The 21,550-nt window shown below is 59.4% G+C and carries 18 protein-coding genes; 8 read left to right on the top strand and 10 right to left on the bottom strand.

Features of this window, described 5'->3' with window-relative positions; translation table 11 throughout:
• Window positions 1-5 precede the first annotated feature (5 nt).
• Both qcrA and qcrB read left to right on the top strand, forming a co-directional pair.
• Window positions 6-1,034, top strand: a complete 1,029-nt coding sequence (qcrA, locus tag ABIB48_RS03285; protein ID WP_110106467.1) for a cytochrome bc1 complex Rieske iron-sulfur subunit — start codon at window positions 6-8, stop codon at window positions 1,032-1,034.
• Between the two features lie 3 nt (window positions 1,035-1,037).
• Window positions 1,038-2,723 carry a cytochrome bc1 complex cytochrome b subunit gene (gene qcrB, locus ABIB48_RS03290; protein ID WP_110106466.1) on the top strand — a complete coding sequence of 562 codons (1,686 nt, stop codon included), beginning with the start codon at window positions 1,038-1,040 and terminating at the stop codon, window positions 2,721-2,723.
• 210 nt (window positions 2,724-2,933) lie between these two features.
• On the opposite strand, the gene ABIB48_RS03295 is transcribed toward qcrB, so the two are convergent.
• Entirely contained in the window at window positions 2,934-3,713 is a 780-nt protein-coding gene (locus ABIB48_RS03295; protein ID WP_354211967.1) for a GntR family transcriptional regulator, read from the bottom strand.
• A 76-nt stretch (window positions 3,714-3,789) separates the two neighbouring features.
• On the opposite strand from ABIB48_RS03295, the gene ABIB48_RS03300 reads away from it, so the two are divergent.
• On the top strand, window positions 3,790-4,077 hold the full coding sequence (locus tag ABIB48_RS03300; protein WP_110106464.1) for an HPr family phosphocarrier protein: 288 nt from the start codon (window positions 3,790-3,792) through the stop codon (window positions 4,075-4,077).
• 179 nt (window positions 4,078-4,256) lie between these two features.
• On the opposite strand, the gene ABIB48_RS03305 is transcribed toward ABIB48_RS03300, so the two are convergent.
• From ABIB48_RS03305 to ABIB48_RS03325, 5 genes are all read right to left on the bottom strand, one after another.
• Entirely contained in the window at window positions 4,257-4,658 is a 402-nt protein-coding gene (locus tag ABIB48_RS03305) for a cytochrome c oxidase subunit 4 (RefSeq protein WP_110106463.1), read from the bottom strand.
• Window positions 4,655-6,364: an aa3-type cytochrome oxidase subunit I gene (gene ctaD, locus ABIB48_RS03310; RefSeq protein ID WP_110106462.1), complete on the bottom strand. Its 1,710-nt coding sequence runs from the start codon at window positions 6,362-6,364 to the stop codon at window positions 4,655-4,657. Before ctaD ends, ABIB48_RS03305 begins: the two co-directional genes overlap by 4 nt.
• 13 nt (window positions 6,365-6,377) lie before the next feature.
• On the bottom strand, window positions 6,378-7,262 hold the full coding sequence (gene ctaC / locus ABIB48_RS03315; RefSeq protein WP_110106461.1) for an aa3-type cytochrome oxidase subunit II: 885 nt from the start codon (window positions 7,260-7,262) through the stop codon (window positions 6,378-6,380).
• A gap of 179 nt (window positions 7,263-7,441) precedes the next feature.
• Window positions 7,442-7,825, bottom strand: a complete 384-nt coding sequence (locus tag ABIB48_RS03320) for a HesB/IscA family protein (protein WP_110106460.1) — start codon at window positions 7,823-7,825, stop codon at window positions 7,442-7,444.
• A gap of 65 nt (window positions 7,826-7,890) precedes the next feature.
• Window positions 7,891-9,345, bottom strand: coding sequence for a dipeptidase (locus ABIB48_RS03325; RefSeq protein ID WP_502914091.1), 1,455 nt, complete (start codon window positions 9,343-9,345; stop codon window positions 7,891-7,893).
• 70 nt (window positions 9,346-9,415) lie between these two features.
• Here ABIB48_RS03325 and ABIB48_RS03330 point away from each other — a divergent pair, with 70 nt between their 5' ends.
• Window positions 9,416-10,018: a DUF3043 domain-containing protein gene (locus ABIB48_RS03330; RefSeq protein WP_308467738.1), complete on the top strand. Its 603-nt coding sequence runs from the start codon at window positions 9,416-9,418 to the stop codon at window positions 10,016-10,018.
• Between the two features lie 313 nt (window positions 10,019-10,331).
• On the top strand, window positions 10,332-11,336 hold the full coding sequence (locus ABIB48_RS03335) for an aldo/keto reductase family protein (RefSeq protein ID WP_354211972.1): 1,005 nt from the start codon (window positions 10,332-10,334) through the stop codon (window positions 11,334-11,336).
• Window positions 11,337-11,487: 151 nt separating this feature from the next.
• Here ABIB48_RS03335 and ABIB48_RS03340 read toward each other — a convergent pair whose 3' ends face one another.
• The gene (locus tag ABIB48_RS03340; RefSeq protein ID WP_354211974.1) at window positions 11,488-12,555 is read right to left on the bottom strand and encodes a quinone-dependent dihydroorotate dehydrogenase; all 1,068 of its coding nucleotides are present in this window, start codon (window positions 12,553-12,555) and stop codon (window positions 11,488-11,490) included.
• Between the two features lie 93 nt (window positions 12,556-12,648).
• Between ABIB48_RS03340 and ABIB48_RS03345 the strand changes: the two genes are divergently transcribed.
• Window positions 12,649-14,352 (top strand): FAD-binding dehydrogenase, encoded by a 1,704-nt coding sequence (locus ABIB48_RS03345; protein WP_354211976.1) that lies wholly within the window; start codon window positions 12,649-12,651, stop codon window positions 14,350-14,352.
• Window positions 14,349-15,515: an alpha/beta hydrolase gene (locus ABIB48_RS03350; RefSeq protein WP_354211978.1), complete on the top strand. Its 1,167-nt coding sequence runs from the start codon at window positions 14,349-14,351 to the stop codon at window positions 15,513-15,515. The genes ABIB48_RS03345 and ABIB48_RS03350 overlap by 4 nt, the downstream gene beginning before the upstream one ends.
• 72 nt (window positions 15,516-15,587) lie before the next feature.
• Here the strand turns inward: ABIB48_RS03350 and ABIB48_RS03355 are convergent, their stop codons facing one another.
• The 3 genes from ABIB48_RS03355 to leuA all read right to left on the bottom strand — a co-directional run bounded on the left by ABIB48_RS03355 (window position 15,588) and on the right by leuA (window position 19,065).
• On the bottom strand, window positions 15,588-16,424 hold the full coding sequence (locus ABIB48_RS03355; protein ID WP_245932197.1) for an isoprenyl transferase: 837 nt from the start codon (window positions 16,422-16,424) through the stop codon (window positions 15,588-15,590).
• Window positions 16,425-16,433: 9 nt separating this feature from the next.
• Entirely contained in the window at window positions 16,434-17,186 is a 753-nt protein-coding gene (recO, locus tag ABIB48_RS03360) for a DNA repair protein RecO (protein ID WP_110106453.1), read from the bottom strand.
• A 136-nt stretch (window positions 17,187-17,322) separates the two neighbouring features.
• Window positions 17,323-19,065, bottom strand: coding sequence for a 2-isopropylmalate synthase (gene leuA / locus ABIB48_RS03365; RefSeq protein ID WP_110106452.1), 1,743 nt, complete (start codon window positions 19,063-19,065; stop codon window positions 17,323-17,325).
• A 299-nt stretch (window positions 19,066-19,364) separates the two neighbouring features.
• On the opposite strand from leuA, the gene ABIB48_RS03370 reads away from it, so the two are divergent.
• The gene (locus ABIB48_RS03370) at window positions 19,365-21,329 is read left to right on the top strand and encodes a M13 family metallopeptidase (protein WP_354211981.1); all 1,965 of its coding nucleotides are present in this window, start codon (window positions 19,365-19,367) and stop codon (window positions 21,327-21,329) included.
• The last annotated feature ends 221 nt before the right edge of the window (window positions 21,330-21,550 follow it).

Consider the following 21,550-nt stretch of genomic DNA (forward strand, 5'->3'; position numbering starts at 1 on the left):
GGATTATGGGCAACCATAGTGACGGCTCGCCGACAAGCTCGGACGCCGTAGCTAAGGCTGGTCACGAAGAGGTGGATAAGTTCCAAGACCCGGGACTGCCTCCACATCGTTTGCGACTAGCTGACACGGACCCCAAGGCTGCAAAGCGGGCCGAACGCCAGGTGGCATGGCTATTTATCATTTCCATTGTCGGAACCTTGCTGTTCTTCGTCGCCTACTTCGGTATCCGTCTGGATGACACTTTCGGCCCGCTGCGTCTGCAGAACACACTTCTGGGCTTGGGCGTGGCCTTCGCCATGCTCGGCATTGGAACGGGCATTGTGCACTGGGCCCGTGCCCTCATGCCGGACCACGAAGTTGCTGAAGAGCGCCACGCGATCCGCAGTGAAGAGGATCGCTTGGCCGCTGTGCAGATCGTCGACGACATTTTGGACGAGACAGGCATCAAGCGCCGTCCGCTAATTCGCAACACGCTCATCGGTGCTGTGGCGCTGGCACCCCTGCCTGCCATTGCAATCTTCCGTGACTTGGGCCCCCTTCCGGGCGACTCGCTGCGTCACACACTCTGGAAGGAAGGCGAGCGTCTTGCTCGCGACCCTGACGGCACTCCGATCAAGGCCTCCGATGTCACCATCGGCTCAGCATTCCATGTGATTCCTGAATCGTTGAACAGCCTGACCGAAGGCAAGATCGCTGCCAAGGCCAAGGCCGTTGTACTGCTGATGCGCTTGAACCCCGAAGACCTCAACCCTTCGCAAGGCCGTGAGGACTGGGGCTACAACGGAATCGTTGCCTACTCCAAGATCTGCACCCATGTTGGGTGCCCGGTTGCACTGTACGAACAGCAGACGCACCACCTGCTGTGCCCTTGCCACCAGTCGACTTTTGACCTCACGCAAGAATGCAAGGTCATCTTTGGACCCGCCGTTCGCCCGCTGCCTCAGCTGCCTATCGCAGTTGATGCTGACGGCTACCTGGTGGCTCAGAGCGACTTCCACGAACCTGTTGGACCAAGCTTTTGGGAGCGTGGCTAAACCATGTCTACAACACAGCAAACACCCGCACAGGAAACACCGTTCGTTCCCGCAACCGCCACGGGCCGCATCACCAACTTTGTTGATGAGCGTGTGGGCGGCTCAGGCATACTGCGTGAATTCGGCCGGAAGGTCTTCCCTGACCACTGGTCCTTCATGTTCGGTGAAGTCGCCCTGTACTCCTTCGTCATCTTGCTTCTCTCGGGCACTTTTTTGACGTTCTTCTTTGATCCGTCCATGGCGGAAACACATTACAGTGGCCCCTATGTCCCACTCAAGGGTGTAGAGATGTCAGTGGCTTACGATTCCACGCTGCGGCTCTCCTTTGAGGTACGTGGCGGCTTGTTCATGCGCCAGGTCCACCACTGGTCAGCCCTGCTCTTCGTGGCCGCTGTCTCTGTGCACATGCTCCGTGTGTTCTTCACCGGCGCATTCCGCAAGCCCCGCGAGCTGAACTGGGTGGTGGGCGGTGTACTGCTCATCCTCTCCATGGCTGCAGGCTTCACTGGCTACTCCCTTCCCGATGACCTGCTCTCAGGTAACGGCCTACGCATCATTGACGGTGTGGTTAAGTCCATCCCCGTCATTGGAACTTACATCTCGTTCTTCCTGTTTGGCGGGGAGTTTCCGGGTACGGCCATTATTGGGCGTTTGTACATGTTGCACATCATGTTGGTCCCAGCCATGATCCTGCTCATGATCGCGATTCACCTGTTCATGGTTGTTGTTCACAAGCACACGCAGTACCCTGGCCCCGGACGTAACGACCGCAACGTAGTCGGCTACCCGCTCGGCCCGGTATACGCTGCCAAGGCCGGTGGCTTCTTCTTCATTATGTTCGGCATCATTGCCTTCATCTCCGCGACCTTCCAGATCAACCCGGTCTGGAACTACGGCCCCTACGATCCCTCCCCGGTTTCCGCAGGCACACAGCCTGACTGGTACATCGGCTGGGTCGATGGTGCACTTCGCTTGATGCCAGGGTGGGTGTTCAACATTCCGATGGAGTGGCATATCCCGTTCCCGTGGGGCACCAACACGCTCTCGATGAACGTGCTTGCCCCCGCTCTGATCCCCGCTGGGATTGTGTTCACCTTGCTGTTCATCTACCCGTGGATCGAACGCTGGGTGACCCGGGACAACCGTGAGCACCACGTGCTTGACCGGCCGCGCAACGCACCAACGCGCACCGCTATTGGTGTTGCAGGCTTCATCTTCTACTGCGTCATGTGGGCAGCTGCCAGCTCCGACTTGATCGCAACGCACTTCGAGGTCTCCCTCAATGACGCGTTGTACTGGATGCGGGCGCTATTCATCGTTGGTCCGATCCTTGGCTTCATCATCACCAAGCGAGTTGCTTTGGCGCTCCAGCGCAAGGACCGTGAGATTGCACTACACGGCCGTGAGACCGGTCGCATTGTGCGCCTGCCGCACGGTGAGTTCCAGGAAATCCACGCACAGCTCGATGACTACAAGCGTTACAAGCTCGTAGGCTTCGAGTCCCCCGTTCCTGAAGAAGGCATCCCGAACGAAAACGGCATTGTGACGAAGAAGGAAAACCTGCGCTCCAAGCTCAGCAGCTTCTTCTTCGAGGATCGTGTAGCTCCGGCCGCACCGTCCGAGCTCGAAGCCGGTCACCATCACGAGGCTATTACAGCCGCTGACGATGACAAGGCGATCACACACTAATTTTGTGAGAGATCTGTAGTTCAAGAGAAAAGGCGGTTCCCATAAGGGAGCCGCCTTTTCTCTTTGTCGTTCAGTATTTCCCAATTTCCCAACACTGCTACGCGCCGTAGCTTCTCGGGTGGAGATAGCCAAAGGAGCCGTGCTCACGGTTCACCCCACCAGCGCCTGGAAGGCACAGCTGCCCGGCCACAGCCCTGCAGTAGACGCGGTCTAATACATACGACGAGGGCGCACGCCAGGACGTTGCAGGGGCACACGCAGCTTATAGCGATCAGCCCGGTAGAAGGACACCGAGTAGTCAACCGTGGACCGTGAGACAAAGGCATGGCGTTCGGTCCTCAGCACGGGCGCACCAATATCAACGTGCAATAGCCGCGCAATGGACGGTGTCGCGGCATTTGCCTCAATGGTGTCCTCACCCCATTCAATGATGAGCCCATAACGCTCCCCCAACACGTTGTACAGGGATGCCGGCGGTCCGGCGTCGAGAATCCCGGGCACCCGCCAGGCCGGGATAAAGTTTTCATCCACGCTCATGGGCAGGTCATCAGCCAACAGCAAGCGGCGCAGCCGGATCACGGCCTGGCCTTCCTCAATTTGAAGTTCTCGGGCAAGCCGTGCAGTGGCGGGAATCTGCTCAAAGGCGAGGGTACGTGCCGCGGGGCGCAGTCCGCGTCGGGCCATTTCTTCTGAGTAGGAGGTGAGCTTGAGAGTGAGATCGAGTTTTGCCCGGGCCACAAAGGTACCCACGCCCACGACTCGCTCCAGCAGTTCTTCTTCTACCAGGGCTTGAACAGCCTGACGAAGAGTCATGCGAGCAACACCGAAGCGTTGGGCCATGTCCCGTTCCGAGGGCAGTTGCCGACCCGGCTTGCTGTGCTCTACTACATAACTGCGCAACAGTTCCCGCAGTTGGATGTGCACCGAAACTGGGGTACTCCGATCCAACTCACCCGGGATCTCGTACGCCGATGGCACTAAATAGCTCATGATTGTCCTCCCCTCACAAGTACCACCCTAAAACACGACTACTCTCTATACAGAACCATCTACCGTAGGAGTAATCATGTACACCCGGAAAGCCTTAGTTGCCGCAAGCGTAGGCTTGCACGCGCGTCCGGCTGCCGTCTTTGTCAGGGCCGTCAACGGCACTGGGCTACCCATCACACTGGCGAAAGCCGGCAGTGTCCCCATTGACGCACGCTCACTTTTGGCTGTCATGAGCGCCGACTTTGAGCACGGCGCCGAAGTGGAGATCAGCGTCGCCCCCAGCGACGCTCCTGAAGAGAGCGTAACGGCCGCTGTAGACCAGCTGGCAGCCTTGCTTCTCACCGATCTGAGCGGCACTCTCTAACAGGCACTCGGGGGCTTTACCGTCCCGCACGTGGGCGCAGCACCAAGAAACATTGACGCTGCACATCCTAGCAACACTAGATCACAGCAACACAAAAGGGATTGCCCCGCACCAGTGGTGCGGGGCAATCCCTTTTGTGTTGCTGATCCTGTATGAAACCTGTTTAATGCAGGGCGAATTTAGTGTGCGTGGTCTCCACGGCTGTACTCGTAGACCCAGCCAACCAACGCGATCACGGCCAAACCGGCACCGAAGAGGAACACCCACCAGCCAACAGCCAAGCCCAAGAAGCCAAAGAAGCAAGCCAAACCAAGGACTAGCGGCCACCAGCTCCAAGGGCTGAAGTGCCCTTGTTCGCCAGAGCCTTCGTGGACCTCAGCGTCGAGACGGTCCTCGGGACGTGGCCCGATTCTGTTACCGGTGAAGTGCAGGTACACACCCACCATGAGGCACAGCGCGGAGAGCAGCATGAGCGCGAGGTAACCCACGTGCTCCTGCCAATCCACCATGAAACCGTAAACAACGGCTACAGGAATAAAGAACACACCCAGCAGCATGAAAAGCCAAGATTCTACCTTCACTTTGCAGCTCCCTTCGAGGATGCAGTCACAGGCTGAACTGGCTGGTAATGCGGGGCCAGCTCAGGATGGTGTAGATCCAGTGCCGGACGCTCCGAACGGATACGCGGCAAGGAGGTGAAGTTGTGACGTGGCGGCGGGCAAGAAGTTGCCCACTCCAAGGAAGCACCAAAGCCCCAAGGATCATCAACCTCAACCTTCTTGCCACTGCGCCAGGTAATGTACACGTTCCAGAACCAGGGGATCATGGACGCGCCCAGAACGAACGACGAAATGGTGGAGAACTGGTTCATCCAAGTGAAGTTATCTTCAACAAGATAATCAGCGTAACGACGCGGCATACCCATAACACCCAACCAGTGCTGGATCAGGAAGGTGCCATGGAAGCCCAGGAACAAGAGCCAGAAGTGGATCTTACCAAGGCGCTCGTTGAGCATCTTCCCTGTGAACTTGGGCCACCAGAAGTAGAATCCGGCAAACATGGCAAAGACCACGGTTCCGAAGACCACGTAGTGGAAGTGAGCCACAACGAAGTACGTGTCCGAGACATGGAAGTCCAGCGGCGGTGAGGCCAGGATGATTCCGGTCAGGCCACCGAACAAGAACGTGACAATGAAGCCAAGGCTCCACAGCATGGGTGTTTCAAATGTCAGCGAGCCTCGCCACATGGTGCCGATCCAGTTGAAGAACTTCACACCCGTTGGTACGGCGATCAGCATCGTCATGAAGGAGAAGAACGGCAACATTACCTGGCCGGTCACGTACATGTGGTGTGCCCACACAGTGACGGACAGCGCAGCAATGGAAATGGTTGCAAACACCAGACCCTTGTAACCGAAGATCGGTTTGCGGCTAAAGACCGGGAAAATCTCGGAAACAATACCGAAGAACGGCAAAGCAATAATATAGACCTCGGGGTGGCCGAAGAACCAGAACAGGTGTTGCCACAACAAGGCTCCACCGTTTTCGGCATCAAATATATGAGCCCCAAAACGTCTATCTGCTCCCAAGGCGAACAATGCAGCGGCCAACGGAGGGAAGGCCATCAGGACCAAGATGCCAGTGATCAGCGTGTTCCACGTGAAGATGGGCATACGCCACATGGTCATGCCCGGGGCACGCAGGCAAATGATCGTGGTAATGAAGTTCACGGAACCGAGAATGGTACCGAAGCCGGACAGCGCCAAACCGAAGACCCAGAGGTCTCCACCGACGCCAGGGCTGTAGGTGGTGTTTGAGAGCGGTGCGTAGGCGAACCAACCGAAGGCTGCTGCGCCCTGGGGGGTGAGGAACCCGGCCACGGCGATGGTGCTACCAAAGGTGAAGAACCAGAATGCCAGCGCGTTCAGTCGCGGGAAGGCAACATCGGGTGCACCGATTTGCAGCGGCATAATGACGTTGGCAAAGCCAGCAAAAAGCGGTGTTGCAAACATCAGCAGCATGATGGTGCCATGCATGGTGAACAACTGGTTGTACTGATCCTTGGTCTGCAGAATCTGCATACCAGGCTCAAACAACTCTGCCCTGATGATAAGCGCCATGACGCCACCAAGACAGAAGAATATAAATGATGCGATCAGGTACATGTACCCGATGGTTTTGTGGTCGGTGGAGGTGATCCAATTGACGACAATGCGTCCCTTGGAAACCGGAACGACTCTAGGAGCAGCTGAATTGACTTCAGTTGCCGAGTACTCGAGCGTAGACACTTTCCTCTCCCCCCTACTTCTTCTGGTTCTCGGTGATGGCAGCGTTCGGGTTGCGGTCGTACTTCTCAGTCAACTCACCAGTCTGGCCCTTGGCCTTCAACTCGGCAAGATGGGCATCGAACTCGGCCTGCGTGACAACCTTGACGTTGAAAAGCATCTCTGAGTGGTATTCGCCACAAAGTTCCGCACACTTACCGTCATACGTACCCAAAGCGGTAGGCGTCAGGGTCATGTAGTTGGTCTTACCCGGGAGCATGTCCTTCTTATCCAAGAAGGCAGGAACCCAGAAAGAGTGAATAACATCGCGTGCGTTCAACTGGAGTTCAACCGAACGGTTCACCGGCAAGTACAGGGTGGGCAGGGTGGACTTATCGAACGGCTTACCGTCCAGTTCAGCCTGGACGCCGACGGAATAAACAGATTCCTTGACGTCCTTACCCTCCAAGTAGTTGAAGTCGAAGGACCACTGTTTGGCTCGGACGTCGATAGTGACATCCGGGTTAGCGTCACGGGCGTTGATGGATTCCTGCTCGATGTTCGTGAAGTGGAAGAACACCAGCACCATGAACAACGGCACCAACACATAAAAAACCTCCAGTGGGAGGTTGTAACTTGTCTGGCGCGGGAAACCCGTGGCACCCTTGCGGCGACGGTACGCAATAATGCACCAGATGATCAGGGCCCAAGTAATGAGACCAATGATCAAAATTGTGATCCATGTATTAACCCACAGATCGATGATCCCAGCCGTGTGATTGGTGGTATCACGTTCGGCTGGCATCCAGCCGTTCTTATTCTCTGCCGTACATCCTGACAAAGCTAACGCTCCGGCAATCGCCAACCCGGCTATGGGGATGACTTTCGCGCGTCGGCTGCCGGTTCGGTCCTGCGAACTCACAGACGGCCCTTCCTCTTGTTACTGTGCTCTGCAACGGTTGCATACCGCTGGAGCTAATGGGTTTTACTACTCGATGTAGAGCTTACCGCTATGGCACGCAAAATGCGCACTAAACCCTCCGTGCGTCGGATGTCCACAAAGAATATTTATGGACAGCCCCACCTCGAGCAGAAGTTTCTTTAATGGAATGAATCGCCGCAGGCGCAAGAGCCCCCGGCACTAGGGTTATCAATGGTGAAACCCTGCTTTGAGATTGTGTCCTCAAAGTCGATGCTGGCACCGTCTAGGTAGGGCACGCTCATCTTGTCAATGACCACCTCGACGCCGTCAAAGTCACGTACGGCGTCTCCTTCGAGCACGCGCTCATCAAAGTACAGCTGGTAGATCAAACCGGAGCAGCCTCCGGGCTGAACTGCCACACGCAGGCGCAGGTCGGTGCGGCCTTCCTGTTCAAGGAGGCTACGTACCTTGCCGGCAGCAACATCAGTGATCAGCACACCGTGGGTGGGCAGCTCACTTTCAACAGCGGCAGATGTGGTTTCTTCGTGGACATTTGCAGTCATGGCGTTTCCTTACGTGAGGGTACAAGTACATGCTACGTCGAGCCCGGCAGAGGCGCTAACTTGGTTCAGACTTGCTGACCCGTTTGACGATCCCCCAGCGCACCGCTATTGACGGCCGCCAACAGGAGAGCCTGGGACACAATGGCCTTTTCAAAGTCACCCAAATGCAACGACTCATTGGCGCTGTGGGCGCGGGAATCCGGGTCCTCAACACCTGTGACGAGAATTTGCGCAGCCGGGAAGGTTTCTTTCAGATCGGCAATGAAGGGGATGGACCCACCCATTCCCGTCTCCACAGCCGGCACTCCCCACGACTCCCCCATGGCCCACAGTGCGGCTTGGGCTGCGGGCGCAGAGACGTCGGTGGCGAAGGACTGACCGGATTCGCCCGGCATGAAAGTGACTTGGGCGCCAAAGGGAGCATTGCTCTGCATGTGCTGCGCCAAGGCCTCCATGGCCGCGGCCGGATCCTGCCCGGGAGCCAGTCTCAGACTGATCTTGGCCCGCGCAAAAGGCAGTAATGTGTTGGAACTCATATCAACGCTGGGGATATCCATACCAATGACGCTCAGCGCTGGTTGGGCCCACAACCGTGAGGCAAGGCTGCCGCGGCCAGCCAGCTTAACGCCGTCGAGCACGGCAGCGTCAGCCCGGAATGTTGCTTCCGGATATTCCAGTGCAACCTCGGGTCCCCGGTGCAGGCCAGCAATAGCCACCGAGCCCTGATCGTCATGGAAGGTGGCAATCAGGCGGGCCAACAGGGTGGGCGCATCAAGTAGAGGCCCACCAAACATGCCCGAGTGGACGGCATGGGCGCTGACCCGGACCTCCACGGTGCCGTCAACCAGTCCACGCAGGCTCGTGGTCAGGGCCGGTATACCTACCTGCCAGTTAGCTGAATCGGCAACAACAATGACATCACCAGCTAGCAAATCACGGTATTCGGCCAGGAAGTCCTTGAACGTGGGTGAACCCGCCTCCTCTTCTCCTTCAATAAAGAAGGTAATGCCGACGCCGAAGTCAGCACCCAAGGTTTCGGTGACGGCCCGGAAGGCGGCAATATGTGCCATGATGCCGGCCTTGTCATCTGCTGCACCGCGGCCGTAGAGCCGGCCCTCACGCTCGGTGGCCACAAAAGGCTCGGTGTCCCAGAGTGCGCTATCTCCGGGCGGCTGTACGTCATGGTGGGCGTAGAGGACCACGGTGGGCATACCAGGGGCCGGAAGTTTTCGGGCCACGACGGCGGGGCCGCCCGGGGCGCCGTCGGCCTTGGGAACGCGCAGGATCTGTACGTCTTCAAGGCCAGTGGTGCGGATAAGTTCTGCCACGGCTTCTGCACTGCATTCAAGCGCGGCGGCGTCAAAGGCATCCCAGGCGATTCCGGGAATGGCCACCAGTTCTACGAGTTCCGCCACCGTGGCGGAAAGGTTTGCCGCTACGTTTGCTCGAAGCGCGGCCGTGGGGAGCTGTGCGCCCATGCGGGGATCCAACCCGGCATGAGGCGTGTGTTCAAGAGTCATGAACCAAAGACTACCGCCGCCAAAACACCTGCGGTCAAGGTGGCGGCCGTGTTCGGGGTATTCTAAACGGGTGTTTGGACGTAAGAAAGATCAAGCCCCCGACCCGCAGCTGGCGGCTGCCTCCAACGAGCCGATTGTCAGGTCCAAGGACCCGCAGTCAGCCAAAGGCGTGCCCACGCCGTCCCGGAAGGCACAGGAGGACGCCCGCAAGCGGCCCCTTGTTCCCAACGACCGTGGGGCAGCCAAAGTAGCAGCGCGAGACGCTCGCCGTGAAGAGCAGGCCCGTATGCGCCGCGCCCTGGACACCGGAGAAGAACGCTTCCTGCCAGCCCGTGACAAGGGCCCGCAGAAGCGTTACGTCCGTGACTATGTGGACGCCCGCTTCAGCCTCGGCGAATACGTCATGTTTGCGGCACTGGCCATTGTGCTGCTGACAGTTGTCATCCCGCCCACGAACAACGCCACGATTATCCTCTTTGGCCTTTTCTGGGTCATGGTGGCAGGTGTGGCAATTGATGTTTGGCTCATGTCACGCAAGCTTAAGCGCCTTGTAATTGCCAAGTTCGGCGGCGTGGATTCCGGTGTGATCTGGTACGCCTCCATGCGTTCAATGCAGTTCCGCCGTCTGCGCCTGCCCAAGCCCATGGTGAGCCGCGGAGAGTGGCCTTCCTAGTCCCCACTCCCTCCCAAACCTCGTGCCTCGACTCGGGGCCCTCGGGAGCGTGGGCCCACCCACACCACCCAACTTTTGTGCCTCGACTCGGGGCCCTCGGGAGCGTGGGCCCACCCACACCACCCAACTTTCGTGCCTCGGCTCGGGGCCCTCGGGAGCGTGGGCCCACCCACACCACCCAACTTTTGTGCCTCGGCTCGGGGCCCTCGGGAGCGTGGGCCCACGTCATTGAACATACCCACTGCGCAGCACGCCGGTCATTTCCTGAAGGAAGTGACCGGCGTTTCACTTTAAGTGTGGTTAAGCTGGAGCTATGGAATACCGCCACCTTGGCCGATCCGGCCTGAAAATCACTGAAATCACCTACGGCAACTGGCTCACCCACGGCTCGCAAGTGGAAAACGAGGTTGCCACGGCCTGCGTACGTGCAGCGCTGGACGCCGGCATCACCACCTTCGACACGGCGGACGCCTACGCCAACGGGGCAGCGGAGGAAGTTCTTGGCGCCGCCCTGGCCTCGGAGCGCCGCGAATCCCTGGAAATCTTCACCAAGGTTTACTGGCCAGTGGGACCCAAGGGCCCCAATGATACGGGCCTGTCCCGCAAACACATCATGGAGGGAATCAATAACTCCCTGCGCAGGCTGAACATGGACTACGTGGACCTGTACCAGGCGCACCGCTACGACTTTCAGACTCCACTGGAGGAGACCATTGCCGCCTTCGGCGATGTGGTTCGGGCCGGCAAGGCTCTCTACATCGGAGTTTCAGAGTGGACCGCGCAACAACTCCGTGACGGCCAGCGCCTGGCACGCGAGGCAGGGTTCTCACTGGTCTCAAACCAGCCGCAGTACTCAGCGCTCTGGCGGGTCATTGAACCGGAGGTGATCCCGGCCGCGAAGGAGCTGGGCATGTCCCAGGTAGTGTGGTCACCCATGGCGCAGGGCGTGTTGAGCGGGAAATACCTTCCGGGCGCGCCGCTGCCTGCCGGTTCGCGCGCCACGGACGAACACGGCGGGGCAAACACCATCAAGGGTTTCCTCAACGATGACATTCTGGCCAATGTACAAAAATTGCGCCCGGTTGCGCAGGAGCTGGGGCTGAGCATGCCACAGCTTGCTATTGCGTGGGTATTGCAAAACGAGAACGTCGCAACAGCCCTGGTGGGGGCCTCACGGCCCGAGCAGGTGGCCGAGAACGTCAAGGCCTCCGGCGTGAGAATCCCGGCCGAGCTCATGGAAGCCATTGACACTGCTCTGGCTCCGTCCATCATGAACGATCCTGCGAAAACAGTGAGCCCGCCCACCCGAGTGGCGTAGGGGCGTATTAGGGGGCAGGAGCACACAGGCGGGCACCGAGGTCCTCTCGCGGGCAGTAAGATTTCTCGCGCGTTCTTCGTTCCTCAGACCGTGCGGGGAAATCCATCCCCGCGCCGAGGATCTCGACCCCCGCTGCAGCGCAAATGTGTTGCTACTTGCGCAACGCGGCAAGTTCCTTGTTGATACGAGCCGCCCAGAAAGGGCCCTCGTACAAGAACGCCGTGTAGCCCTGAACGAGGGTGGCGCCAGCGTCGAGCCGTTCCTGGACGTCGGCACCGCTTTCCACACCACCTACTGAAATAAGAACCAGAGAATCCCCTACGGCCGCCTTGAGCTGGCGCAGGACCGCCAATGAGCGGGCCTTCAACGGCGCTCCGGAAAGCCCGCCAGCACCCTTCTCCTGGACCAAGGCGTCCGGGCTGGCCAAGCCCTCGCGGCTGATGGTGGTGTTGGTGGCGATAATGCCATCCAGTTTGAGCTCCAGGGCCAGGGCTGCAACATCCGCAACGTCCTCGTCGGCGAGGTCAGGGGCAATCTTCACCAGCAACGGGACATGCCGAGCCGCGGAGGCATTGGCCGCTTCACGAACTCCCACAAGTAGCGGCCGCAGCGTAGCCACGTCTTGCAACAAGCGCAGCCCGGGGGTGTTGGGTGAGCTGACGTTGACCACAAGGTAATCGGCCGACGGCGCAAGGGTCCGGGCGCTGATGAGGTAATCCTCCAACGCATCTTCTAACTCGACCACCTTGGTTTTGCCAATGTTGACACCAATGATGGGCCGGACTCCCGGGTAGGTCTTGCTCAGCCCAGCCAGCGCTTCCTTGAGACGAGGAGCCACGGCTGCGGCGCCGTCGTTGTTGAAGCCCATGCGGTTGATCACGGCACGGTCCTCCACGAGACGGAAGAGGCGTGGTTGGGGGTTTCCTTCTTGAGCCTGGCCCGTGATGGTGCCAACCTCAACGTGACCAAAGCCCAGGTTTACAAGGGCGTTGATGCCCTTGCCCTCTTTATCAAACCCGGCCGCCAGGCCAAACGGTGTGGGGAACGTCAGGCCCAATGCCTGTGTGGTCAGAGAGCTAGACGGGGTGAACATGCGGCGCAATACTGCACCGCCTCCCACGGTATGGATCGCCTTGATCATGGTGAAGCCGATCTTGTGCGCCTTCTCGGCATCCATCCAAGAAAAGCAGAGCCGGAAAACTGTGGGATATATACGCATACCCCTAGTTTTCCGGTTCGGCGGCACAACTGCAAAACGCCTGAACGTGAGCTGTACGCGTGACGGCTGACTAAGAGACGTTAGCATGGCCACATGAATACCAATGGCGGTGGCGTGTGGCAGCATTCGGACGTGGTGGTTGTAGGGGCGGGACTGTCCGGATTGGTGGCCGCAGCAGAGGCGTATAACGCGGGGAGCCGCGTGTTGATCCTAGATCAGGAGCCCGAAGCGTCACTGGGCGGGCAAGCACATTGGTCCTTCGGCGGGCTGTTCATGGTGGACACTGCGGAACAACGCCGTCTGGGGGTCAAGGATTCAGTGGAGCTCGCCATGAATGATTGGCTGGGTTCAGCAGCCTTTGACCGTCCCGAGGATGGCTGGCCACGCGCCTGGGCGGAAGCCTATGTCAACTTTGCTGCGGGAGAAAAACGGGCCTGGCTGCATGCGCTTGGAGTCAGGTTCTTCCCACTTGTCCAATGGGCTGAACGTGGCGGCTACGACGCCCAAGGTCACGGCAATTCCGTCCCCCGATTCCATGTGGCGTGGGGAACCGGCCCCGGCATTCTCTCCCCCTTTCTGGCCAAGGTCCGTGAGGGGGTGGCCGCAGGGCGCGTTCAGATCGCCTTCCGCCACCGCGCCACGGAACTGGTGTTCCATTCCAGATCCGTCACCGGGGTGCGCGGCGAGCTTCTTGAGCCCTCCGGTGTGAACCGAGGCGAAGCCAGCAACCGCACTGTTGTAGGAGATTTTGAGGTGTCCGCCCAATCAGTTATTGTCACCACTGGTGGGATTGGCGGAAACCACGCCATGGTCAGGGAACAATGGCCCAACAGTAGCGGTCCGGACTATATGCTCAGCGGAGTCCCCGCCTCCGTGGACGGAGAGTTCCAACAATCCGTGGCCAACTCCGGTGGGGCACTGATCAATACAGACCGCATGTGGCATTACACAGAGGGCATCCACAACCCTGAGCCCGTGTGGCCTCTGCATGGAATTCGGATTCTTTCCGGGCCCTCACCCCTGTGGCTCGACGCCACGGGACAACGCCTGCCCATCCCGCTGTTCCCGGGCTTTGATTCATTGGGCACGCTTCGTCATTTAGAAACCACGGGACATGAACATTCCTGGTTTGTGCTCAACAAGACCATTCTGAACAAGGAATTTGCTCTCTCTGGTTCCGAACAGAACCCGGATCTGACAGGCAAGGACGTGAAACTTCTGGCCAAACGTGCCCTTCCCGGTACCCCGGCACCCTTGCAAAAGTTCCTCGACGCGGGCATTGACTTTGTTCAGGCTGCCACCGCCCAGGAACTGGCGCTCAAGATGAACGCGTTGACGGGCAACTCACTGATCGATCCGGAAAACTTGCACCAAACTATTCTCGCGAGGGATATGCAAGTGGACAGTGGCCTTGGCAAGGATACTCAGCTCAATGCCATCCGGGAGGCGCGCCGCTTTGCCACCGACAAACTGATGCGAGTGGTTCCCCCGCATCCAATCCTGGCAGCGGAGCACGGCCCGCTGGTTGCGGTTCGCTTAACAACTCTGACGCGCAAGAGCCTGGGCGGGCTCACAACGGACCTTTCGGCCAGGGTGCTCGGTGGCGACGGTGAGCCCATCCCCGGCCTCTTTGCTGCCGGCGAGGCTGCTGGCTTTGGCGGGGGCGGCATGCACGGCTACCGATCCCTAGAGGGAACTTTCCTTGGCGGCGCCCTGTTTTCCGGCCGCGTTGCCGGCCGTCACGCGGCAGAAGCTACCGGGACTGCGGCTGCTGCAGCTGGGAGTACCGGGGTATGAGCGCCGCTACCACGCTCTGGGGGCCAGATATTCTGGGCCCGGACTACCAAGCAACAACGCTCTTGGTGCCAATGCCCGGCCAGAACCTCAACGCACAGACCACTACTGCCCCCGGGGCCGGAGCGAACGCTGACAGCCCCAGCCCCAGCCCCAGCCCCAGCCCCAGCCCCAGCCGAGAGTACCGGGCCACCCTGGTCCGCCACCGGCCCCAAGGTGGCCCCCGTCAAGCCTCCCCAGCAATAGCGGGCACGCCTGTGCTGTTCATTCACGGGTGGAGCGACTACTTCTACAACACAGGATTGGCTGAGTTCTTCACGGATCGCGGATACAACTTCTATGCTCTTGACCTGCACAATCACGGCCGCAGCCTGGAGTCTCCTGAACTGGGCGGCTATGTGGGTAATCTGGCCGATTACGACGCCGAAATACTCGCCGCATATGACCTCATTGACAGGGAGAGCGCGCCTCATCAGCAAAGGGCAGAAAGTGTGCCCGGCTCACTAGAGCCCGGTGAGAGGCCGGCACGGCCCTTCATTCTGGTAGGTCACTCCACTGGCGGGCTCATCGCCACATTGTGGGCGCACCACTATCCCGGCCGGGTCAGCCATCTGGTACTGAACAGCCCTTGGCTGGAGATCCAGGGCGGGGCCGCGATCAGGCGGGCGGCTACACCTTTGGTACAGTTGGCAGATTTGCGGCCACTGCTGCGGATGCGTGTGCCCGAACGGTCGTTCTACTGGCGCGGCATCAGCAATGAAGCTTATGGAGAATGGCCGGTGGACAAGGCACTCCGGCCACCGCACGCGTTTCCTGTTCGGGCCGGCTGGATGAAGGCCATTTTAGCCGCGCAACAGGAAGTGGCCTCCGGACTGAAACTACCTATGCCCATTCTGGTGCTGCTCTCCTCCAAGAGCATGCTTGGCCCTGTCTGGAACGATGCGATGCTGCGTGCCGACGTGGTCCTTGATGTGCGCTCTCTGGCGTTACGTACCCTCTCACTGGGAAACTCCGTCACCTTGGAACGGATCGAGGGGGCCCTTCATGAGGTTCTTCTCTCTCCCCAACCGGTGCGAGATGACGCCTATACCAAAGTGGCCCGCTGGCTGCAAGGTTATGTAACACCTGTGCTAAAACCTGCTTTGACCAAGGGCACTGATGATTAGGCATGATTCTTTCTAGGGGGCCTGTATTTTCAGTGCCCTCAGAAGGTCCCGTAGTCCTTTACGTGGAGGCCACTAGCCGTGGGCTGCTGCATCCACGGCGCCACCATAACGCCGGTCCCGGCGGGCGTATTCATCCACAGCAGCCCACAGGGTCCGCCGGTCCACATCCGGCCACATGGTGTTCATGAAAACAAACTCCGCATATGCTGATTGCCACAGCAGGAAATTTGAGAGCCGCTGCTCTCCGCTGGACCTCAGGAATAAGTCCACATCAGGGACATCGGGCAGGTACATATACTTCTGGATGGTTTTTTCATTGACCTGTTTGGGGCTCAGCCGCCCCGCCGCCACATCCGCGGCCAAGGCCGCCACGGCGTCTGCAATTTCCGCCCGGCCCCCGTAATTAACACACATGGTCAACGTAATCACATCGTTGTCCTTGGTGTGCTCCTGGGCGGCCTCAAGCTCCTTGATGACAGAGCCCCACAACTTGGGCCGCCGTCCTGACCATCGAATGCGCACACCCCACGCGTCGAGTTGATCCCGTTGGCGTCTTAATACGTCCTTGTTAAATCCCATCAGAAAGCGGATTTCTTCGGGCGAGCGCTTCCAGTTTTCCGTCGAGAAGGCATAGACACTGACATATTTTATGCCCATTTCAATAGCCCCGGCCATGACGTCCAGCAGCGCCGGCTCACCCGCTTTGTGCCCTTCCACCCGGGGCAGGCCGCGCTGGTTGGCCCAGCGTCCGTTGCCATCCATGACAATGGCAACGTGCTCGGGGATGAGTTCTTGGGCAATGGCAGGGGCACTCTCCCCTGAGGTGTGCGGCCAAGGCGCCACTACCGGAAGCTTAGCCGCGCTCCGGCTGCTTTTTGCCTTGCCGCCTTTGTTTCCACTGCGCTGCATTGCCATACTCTAAACACGCTCCACAAGTTTCAGGGAACGCACAGTGCGTTCCAAATGCCATTGCACATAACCGGCCACAAGACCCGCCGCCTCGCGACGATGAAGGGCCAAGGAGCCCTGTGCCCCGGCCCAGTTTCCGCTCAATAGCTGCCCCAGAAGCACCATAGTTTCCGGAGCAGGGGCGGGGGAACCCGGCGGCCTGCAGTCATGACACACGGCCCCACCCAAGGATGCATTGAAGGCGCCATGAGGGCCCGGCTCACCGCAGCGGGCGCAGGCTGAGAAGCTCGGCGCCCAGCCTGCGATCGAGACGGCTCTTAGGAGGTAGGAGTCAAGGATCAGCTCGGGCGCATGGGCGCCTCGGCTGAGCGCGGCCAGGGCCCCCACCAGCAGCAGGTAGTGCGCTGTTGAGGTTTCGCCATCAACATCGGTGAGCCGCTCCGCCGTTTCCGCCATGGCCGCCGCCACCACGTATCTGTCATAATTGGCGGCAATCGCATCGCCGTAGCTTGCCTTCGCCACTGCCTGGGTGATGATGTCCAAGGAACGTCCCTTGACCAGCTGAAGATCAGCCACCATGAACGGTTCCAGCCGAGCACCAAATTTACTGCTGGTGCGCCGCACCCCCTTGGCTACGGCACGCAGCTGCCCATGATGGTGTGTCAGGAGCGTGATAATTCTATCTGCTTCACCCAATTTGTGCGTGCGCAGAATCACAGCATCATCCCGATAGGTGCGGGCGGCAAAAGATTGATTGGACACTGACCCATTATCCCATCTTTGCCTCCCGCCGCGGAGCAACCCGCGCCGAGCAATGGATCCGCCAAACAAGCCCGGCAAACAAGTCACCCCGGTAGCTGCCAAGAGGTGGCAGCTACCGGGGTGCACTGTTTGGTGATTAGACGTTCTGAGAGTCACGCACCGCACGGTTGACGGCTGAAATAACTGCCTTCAAGGATGATGTGGAGGTGTTGGCGTCAATGCCAACACCCCACAGTACGCGTTCACCAACGGCACACTCCACAAATGCCGCAGCACGTGCATCCCCTCCCTCTGAGAGAGCATGTTCGGAGTAGTCCAAGACCCGCACATCCATGCCATCTTCAGCCAGAATACCCAGCAGAGCTGCAATGGGCCCGTTGCCGGTTCCCGTGCGGGTGTGGACTGTGCCGTCAATGGTGACCTTGGCAACGAGCATCATCTCGCCGTCGTCATCCGTTGACGTGGTAAACGGCCCAATGCGGTAGCGGCCCCACTGCTCATCGCTACCCTCTGCGGGCAGGTATTCATCCTTGAAGATTTTCCACAGTTCGGCGGCGCTGACTTCTCCACCTACCGTATCGGTGCGCTGCTGGATGACGCCGGAGAATTCAATCTGTGCCCGGCGCGGCAGGTCCAGGCTGTGCTCATTCTTCAACAGGTACGCCACACCACCCTTGCCGGACTGGGAGTTGACCCGGATGACAGCTTCGTAGCTGCGGCCCAGGTCCTTGGGGTCAATGGGCAGGTACGGGACAGCCCAGGTGTGTGCTTCCACGGCAACGCCGGCCGCGGCAGCGTCGGCCTCCATGGCTTCAAAACCCTTCTTAATGGCATCCTGGTGCGAGCCGGAGAAGGCGGTGAACACCAGATCGCCACCGTACGGTGAACGCTCAGGTACCGGCAGTTGATTGCAGTACTCTACGGTGCGGCGCACTTCATCAATGTCAGAGAAGTCAATCATGGGGTCAATTCCCTGCGTGAACATGTTCAGGCCCAAGGTCACCAGATCCACATTGCCGGTGCGCTCACCGTTTCCGAACAGGCAACCCTCAATCCTGTCAGCACCTGCCAGGTAGCCCAGCTCGGCAGCAGCAACACCGGTACCACGGTCATTGTGCGGGTGCAAGGAGAGCGCAATGCCTTCCCGCGGGTGCAGGTTCCGGCTCATCCATTCAATAGAGTCGGCATAGACGTTGGGTGTGGCCATCTCCACGGTGGCGGGCAAGTTGATGATGACCTGGTTCTCGGCTGAGGCTTCGAAGATGTCGGCAATGGCGTTGCAAACGCGCAGGGCGTATTCGGGCTCGGTTCCCGTGAATGATTCGGGCGAGTACTCATAGGTGATGCGGGTATCGGTCAGGGTCTCTTCATACTTCTTGCACAGGCGCGCACCCTGCAGGGCAATGTCAAGGATGCCGTCCTCGTCCTGGTTGAAGACAACGCGACGCTGCAGCACCGAGGTGGAGTTGTACAGGTGCACGATTGCCTGCTTGGCACCGATCAGGGACTCGTAGGTCCGCTCGATCAAGTGCTCGCGTGCCTGAGTCAAAACCTGGATCGTGACGTCGTCCGGGATGTGGCCGCCTTCGATGAGCTGACGCACAAAGTCGAAGTCGGTTTGTGAGGCGGACGGGAAGCCTACTTCAATCTCCTTGAAGCCCATCTTGACCAGCAGTTGGAACATCTTCATCTTGCGGCCCGGGCTCATAGGGTCAATCAGAGCCTGGTTGCCGTCGCGGAGGTCAACGGCGCACCAGCGCGGCGCCTTCGTGATTACTTTGTCCGGCCATGTCCTATCCGGCAAGCTCACGGAGATCTGATCCTGGAACGGGATGTAACGCTCGACGGGCATTCCGGAGGGTTTTTGCGCATTTCGCATGGAGGTGACCTTATCTGTTGTACAACGAAGTGGGAGGCCGGCCGGGCAACACAAACACCGCAGCGAGGGTGGCCATGGTCCGTGTCGAACAAATCAACAGGTTCTAGGCCTCGCCGCGGCAGCTAAGAAGAAGCATTCCAGTGCGCACATTTTTACCCTAACACGGCACGTAGGATGGTGGTGAACGAACTCACTTTGTGGGTTCGCCCACCTTCCAAAAAGCACACACCTGTGAGCGCACCACGCCTGCAAGCCAGCAACGCTTGAAGGCGGTAACCCATGAAGGGGAAACGATTTCTTTGACCCACGCCGGCATCAATTTCAGCCATCTTGACCCGGGCACAAGGCCCCAGGATGATCTATTCCGCCATGTCAATGGCACGTGGTTGGACGCTGAGGTGATCCCGGAGGACCGGGCAGTCACCGGATCTTTCATCACCTTGCGCGACGAATCCGAAGATGCCGTCAAGGCCATCATTGAGCAGGCAGGCGCGCAGGCGGACCCCACCGACTCCGCCAACGCGGCACTGTCCGCAAAAATTGGTGCCTTGTATGGAACCTTCATGGATGAGGCCGCCATTGAAGCAGCCGGGGCCGCTCCCCTCGTTGCAAAGCTCCGCAGCATTGAGCAGGTAGGCAGCATGGAGGCCCTGGTCCGGCTCATGGGCGATCTGGACCGTACCGGTGGCAGCACCTTGTTCGGTGCCTATGTCAACAACGACGCCGGAAATCCAGACCGCGCCCTGCTGCACCTTTTCCAATCTGGCCTAGGGCTCCCGGATGAGTCCTACTACCGGGATGAAAAATTTGAGGCCATTCGCACCGCCTATGTTGGACATATCCAGACCATGCTGGAATTGGCGGGCATAGCCGACGCCGCCGTCAAGGCGCCGCGCATCATGGCCCTGGAGACGGAGATTGCCGCAACACACTTGGACAAGGTGTCCTTGCGCGATCCACAGAAAACCTACAACCTGATGAATCACAGTGAAGCCGTTGCGCTTTTGCCTGCACTAGCTACCTGGCTCGAATCTCTGGGTGTGACGCAGGAGCAAAGCGCTGAAGTGGTGGTGGCCACGCCTGATTTCTTTAGCGGGCAACAAGCCCTGCTGGTGGAGGGCCGCCTGGCCGATTGGCAGGCATGGCTGGCCATGCGCACCATCTCCAGCCTGGCAGGCTACCTGTCAAAGGAATTTGTTGATAGTAACTTCGCTTTCTACGGCACAACCCTCAGCGGGACCCCTGCCATCAGAGACCGATGGAAGCGAGCCGTGGCCCTTGTTGAAGGATCCCTAGGTGAGGCGGTGGGCCAACTCTACGTAGCCAAACACTTCCCTGAATCACACAAAACTCGTATGGAAGCCCTAGTAGCTAACCTCATCGAGGCCTACCGCAGCAGCATTGCCGAGCTTGCCTGGATGAGCAGCGAAACAAAAGAAAAGGCCCTCGAAAAATTGGCGGCCTTCACTCCCAAGATCGGCTACCCCGCCAAGTGGCGTGACTACTCCGCCCTGGAGATTAGAGAAGGGGACCTGCTGGGCAACATTGAGCGCAGTAACGCCTTCGAGCTGGCGCGGCAGCTGGCAAAGATTGGTGCCCCCATTGACCATGATGAATGGTTCATGACACCCCAGACAGTCAATGCCTACTACAACCCCACCATGAACGAGGTGGTGTTCCCGGCCGCAATCTTGCAGCCACCCTTCTTCGATGTAGAAGCTGACGACGCCGCTAACTACGGTGGGATTGGCGCCGTCATCGGGCACGAGATTGGCCATGGTTTCGATGACCAGGGTTCACAATTTGACGGTTCCGGGGCACTGCGGAACTGGTGGACTGACGCGGACAGAAGCGCTTTTGAGGCTCTCACCAAGAGATTGGTGCAACAGTACAACGTACTGTCCCCCATGGCCGCCCCCGACGAGTTCGTCAATGGTGAACTGACCCTCGGTGAAAACATCGGCGACCTCGGAGGATTAGCCATCGGTTTCAAGGCCTACCAGCTCAGCTTGAAGGATTCCAGCTCAGCTGTCATCGATGGTCTCACGGGTGCCCAGCGCTTCTTCTACTCTTGGGCCGAATGCTGGCGCACCAAGATCCGATACGAGGAAGCTGTCCGACGCCTCACAATAGACCCGCACTCCCCCGCGGAACTACGCTGCAATGCGGTGGTCAGCAACCTCGATGCCTTCCATGAGGCCTTCGGCACCGTACCGGGCGACCAACTGTGGCTGGCACCGGAGCAACGCGTCAGCATCTGGTAGACAGACGGTACCTCAGAGGCAGCCACTAAGCACCTCACACACAAGGGGGCGGGGGGGGGGGGGGGGGGGGGGGGCCCCCCCCCCCCCCCCCCCGGGGGGGGGGGGGGGGGCCCCCCCCCCCCCCCCCACTTCGGGGCCCTCGGGTGTGTGGGCCCACCCACACGCTCCCACGCTTTGCCGACGTGTGGCTCGCAAGCGAGCCGCACTTCGGGGCCCTCGGG

The organism is Arthrobacter sp. UYCu511 (assembly GCF_040547105.1).
Taxonomy (GTDB): domain Bacteria; phylum Actinomycetota; class Actinomycetes; order Actinomycetales; family Micrococcaceae; genus Specibacter; species Specibacter psychrochitiniphilus.

Bases quoted from the DNA above. Each gene is read 5' to 3' on its own strand.
- qcrA (WP_110106467.1), top strand. From the start codon at position 6: ATGGGCAACCATAGTGACGGCTCGCCGACAAGCTCGGACGCCGTAGCT.
- qcrB (WP_110106466.1), top strand. From the start codon at position 1,038: ATGTCTACAACACAGCAAACACCCGCACAGGAAACACCGTTCGTTCCC.
- ABIB48_RS03295 (WP_354211967.1), bottom strand. From the start codon at position 3,713: ATGAGCTATTTAGTGCCATCGGCGTACGAGATCCCGGGTGAGTTGGAT.
- ABIB48_RS03300 (WP_110106464.1), top strand. From the start codon at position 3,790: ATGTACACCCGGAAAGCCTTAGTTGCCGCAAGCGTAGGCTTGCACGCG.
- ABIB48_RS03320 (WP_110106460.1), bottom strand. From the start codon at position 7,825: ATGACTGCAAATGTCCACGAAGAAACCACATCTGCCGCTGTTGAAAGT.
- ABIB48_RS03325 (WP_502914091.1), bottom strand. From the start codon at position 9,345: ATGACTCTTGAACACACGCCTCATGCCGGGTTGGATCCCCGCATGGGC.
- ABIB48_RS03335 (WP_354211972.1), top strand. From the start codon at position 10,332: ATGGAATACCGCCACCTTGGCCGATCCGGCCTGAAAATCACTGAAATC.
- ABIB48_RS03340 (WP_354211974.1), bottom strand. From the start codon at position 12,555: ATGCGTATATATCCCACAGTTTTCCGGCTCTGCTTTTCTTGGATGGAT.
- ABIB48_RS03345 (WP_354211976.1), top strand. From the start codon at position 12,649: ATGAATACCAATGGCGGTGGCGTGTGGCAGCATTCGGACGTGGTGGTT.
- ABIB48_RS03350 (WP_354211978.1), top strand. From the start codon at position 14,349: ATGAGCGCCGCTACCACGCTCTGGGGGCCAGATATTCTGGGCCCGGAC.
- ABIB48_RS03355 (WP_245932197.1), bottom strand. From the start codon at position 16,424: ATGCAGCGCAGTGGAAACAAAGGCGGCAAGGCAAAAAGCAGCCGGAGC.
- leuA (WP_110106452.1), bottom strand. From the start codon at position 19,065: ATGCGAAATGCGCAAAAACCCTCCGGAATGCCCGTCGAGCGTTACATC.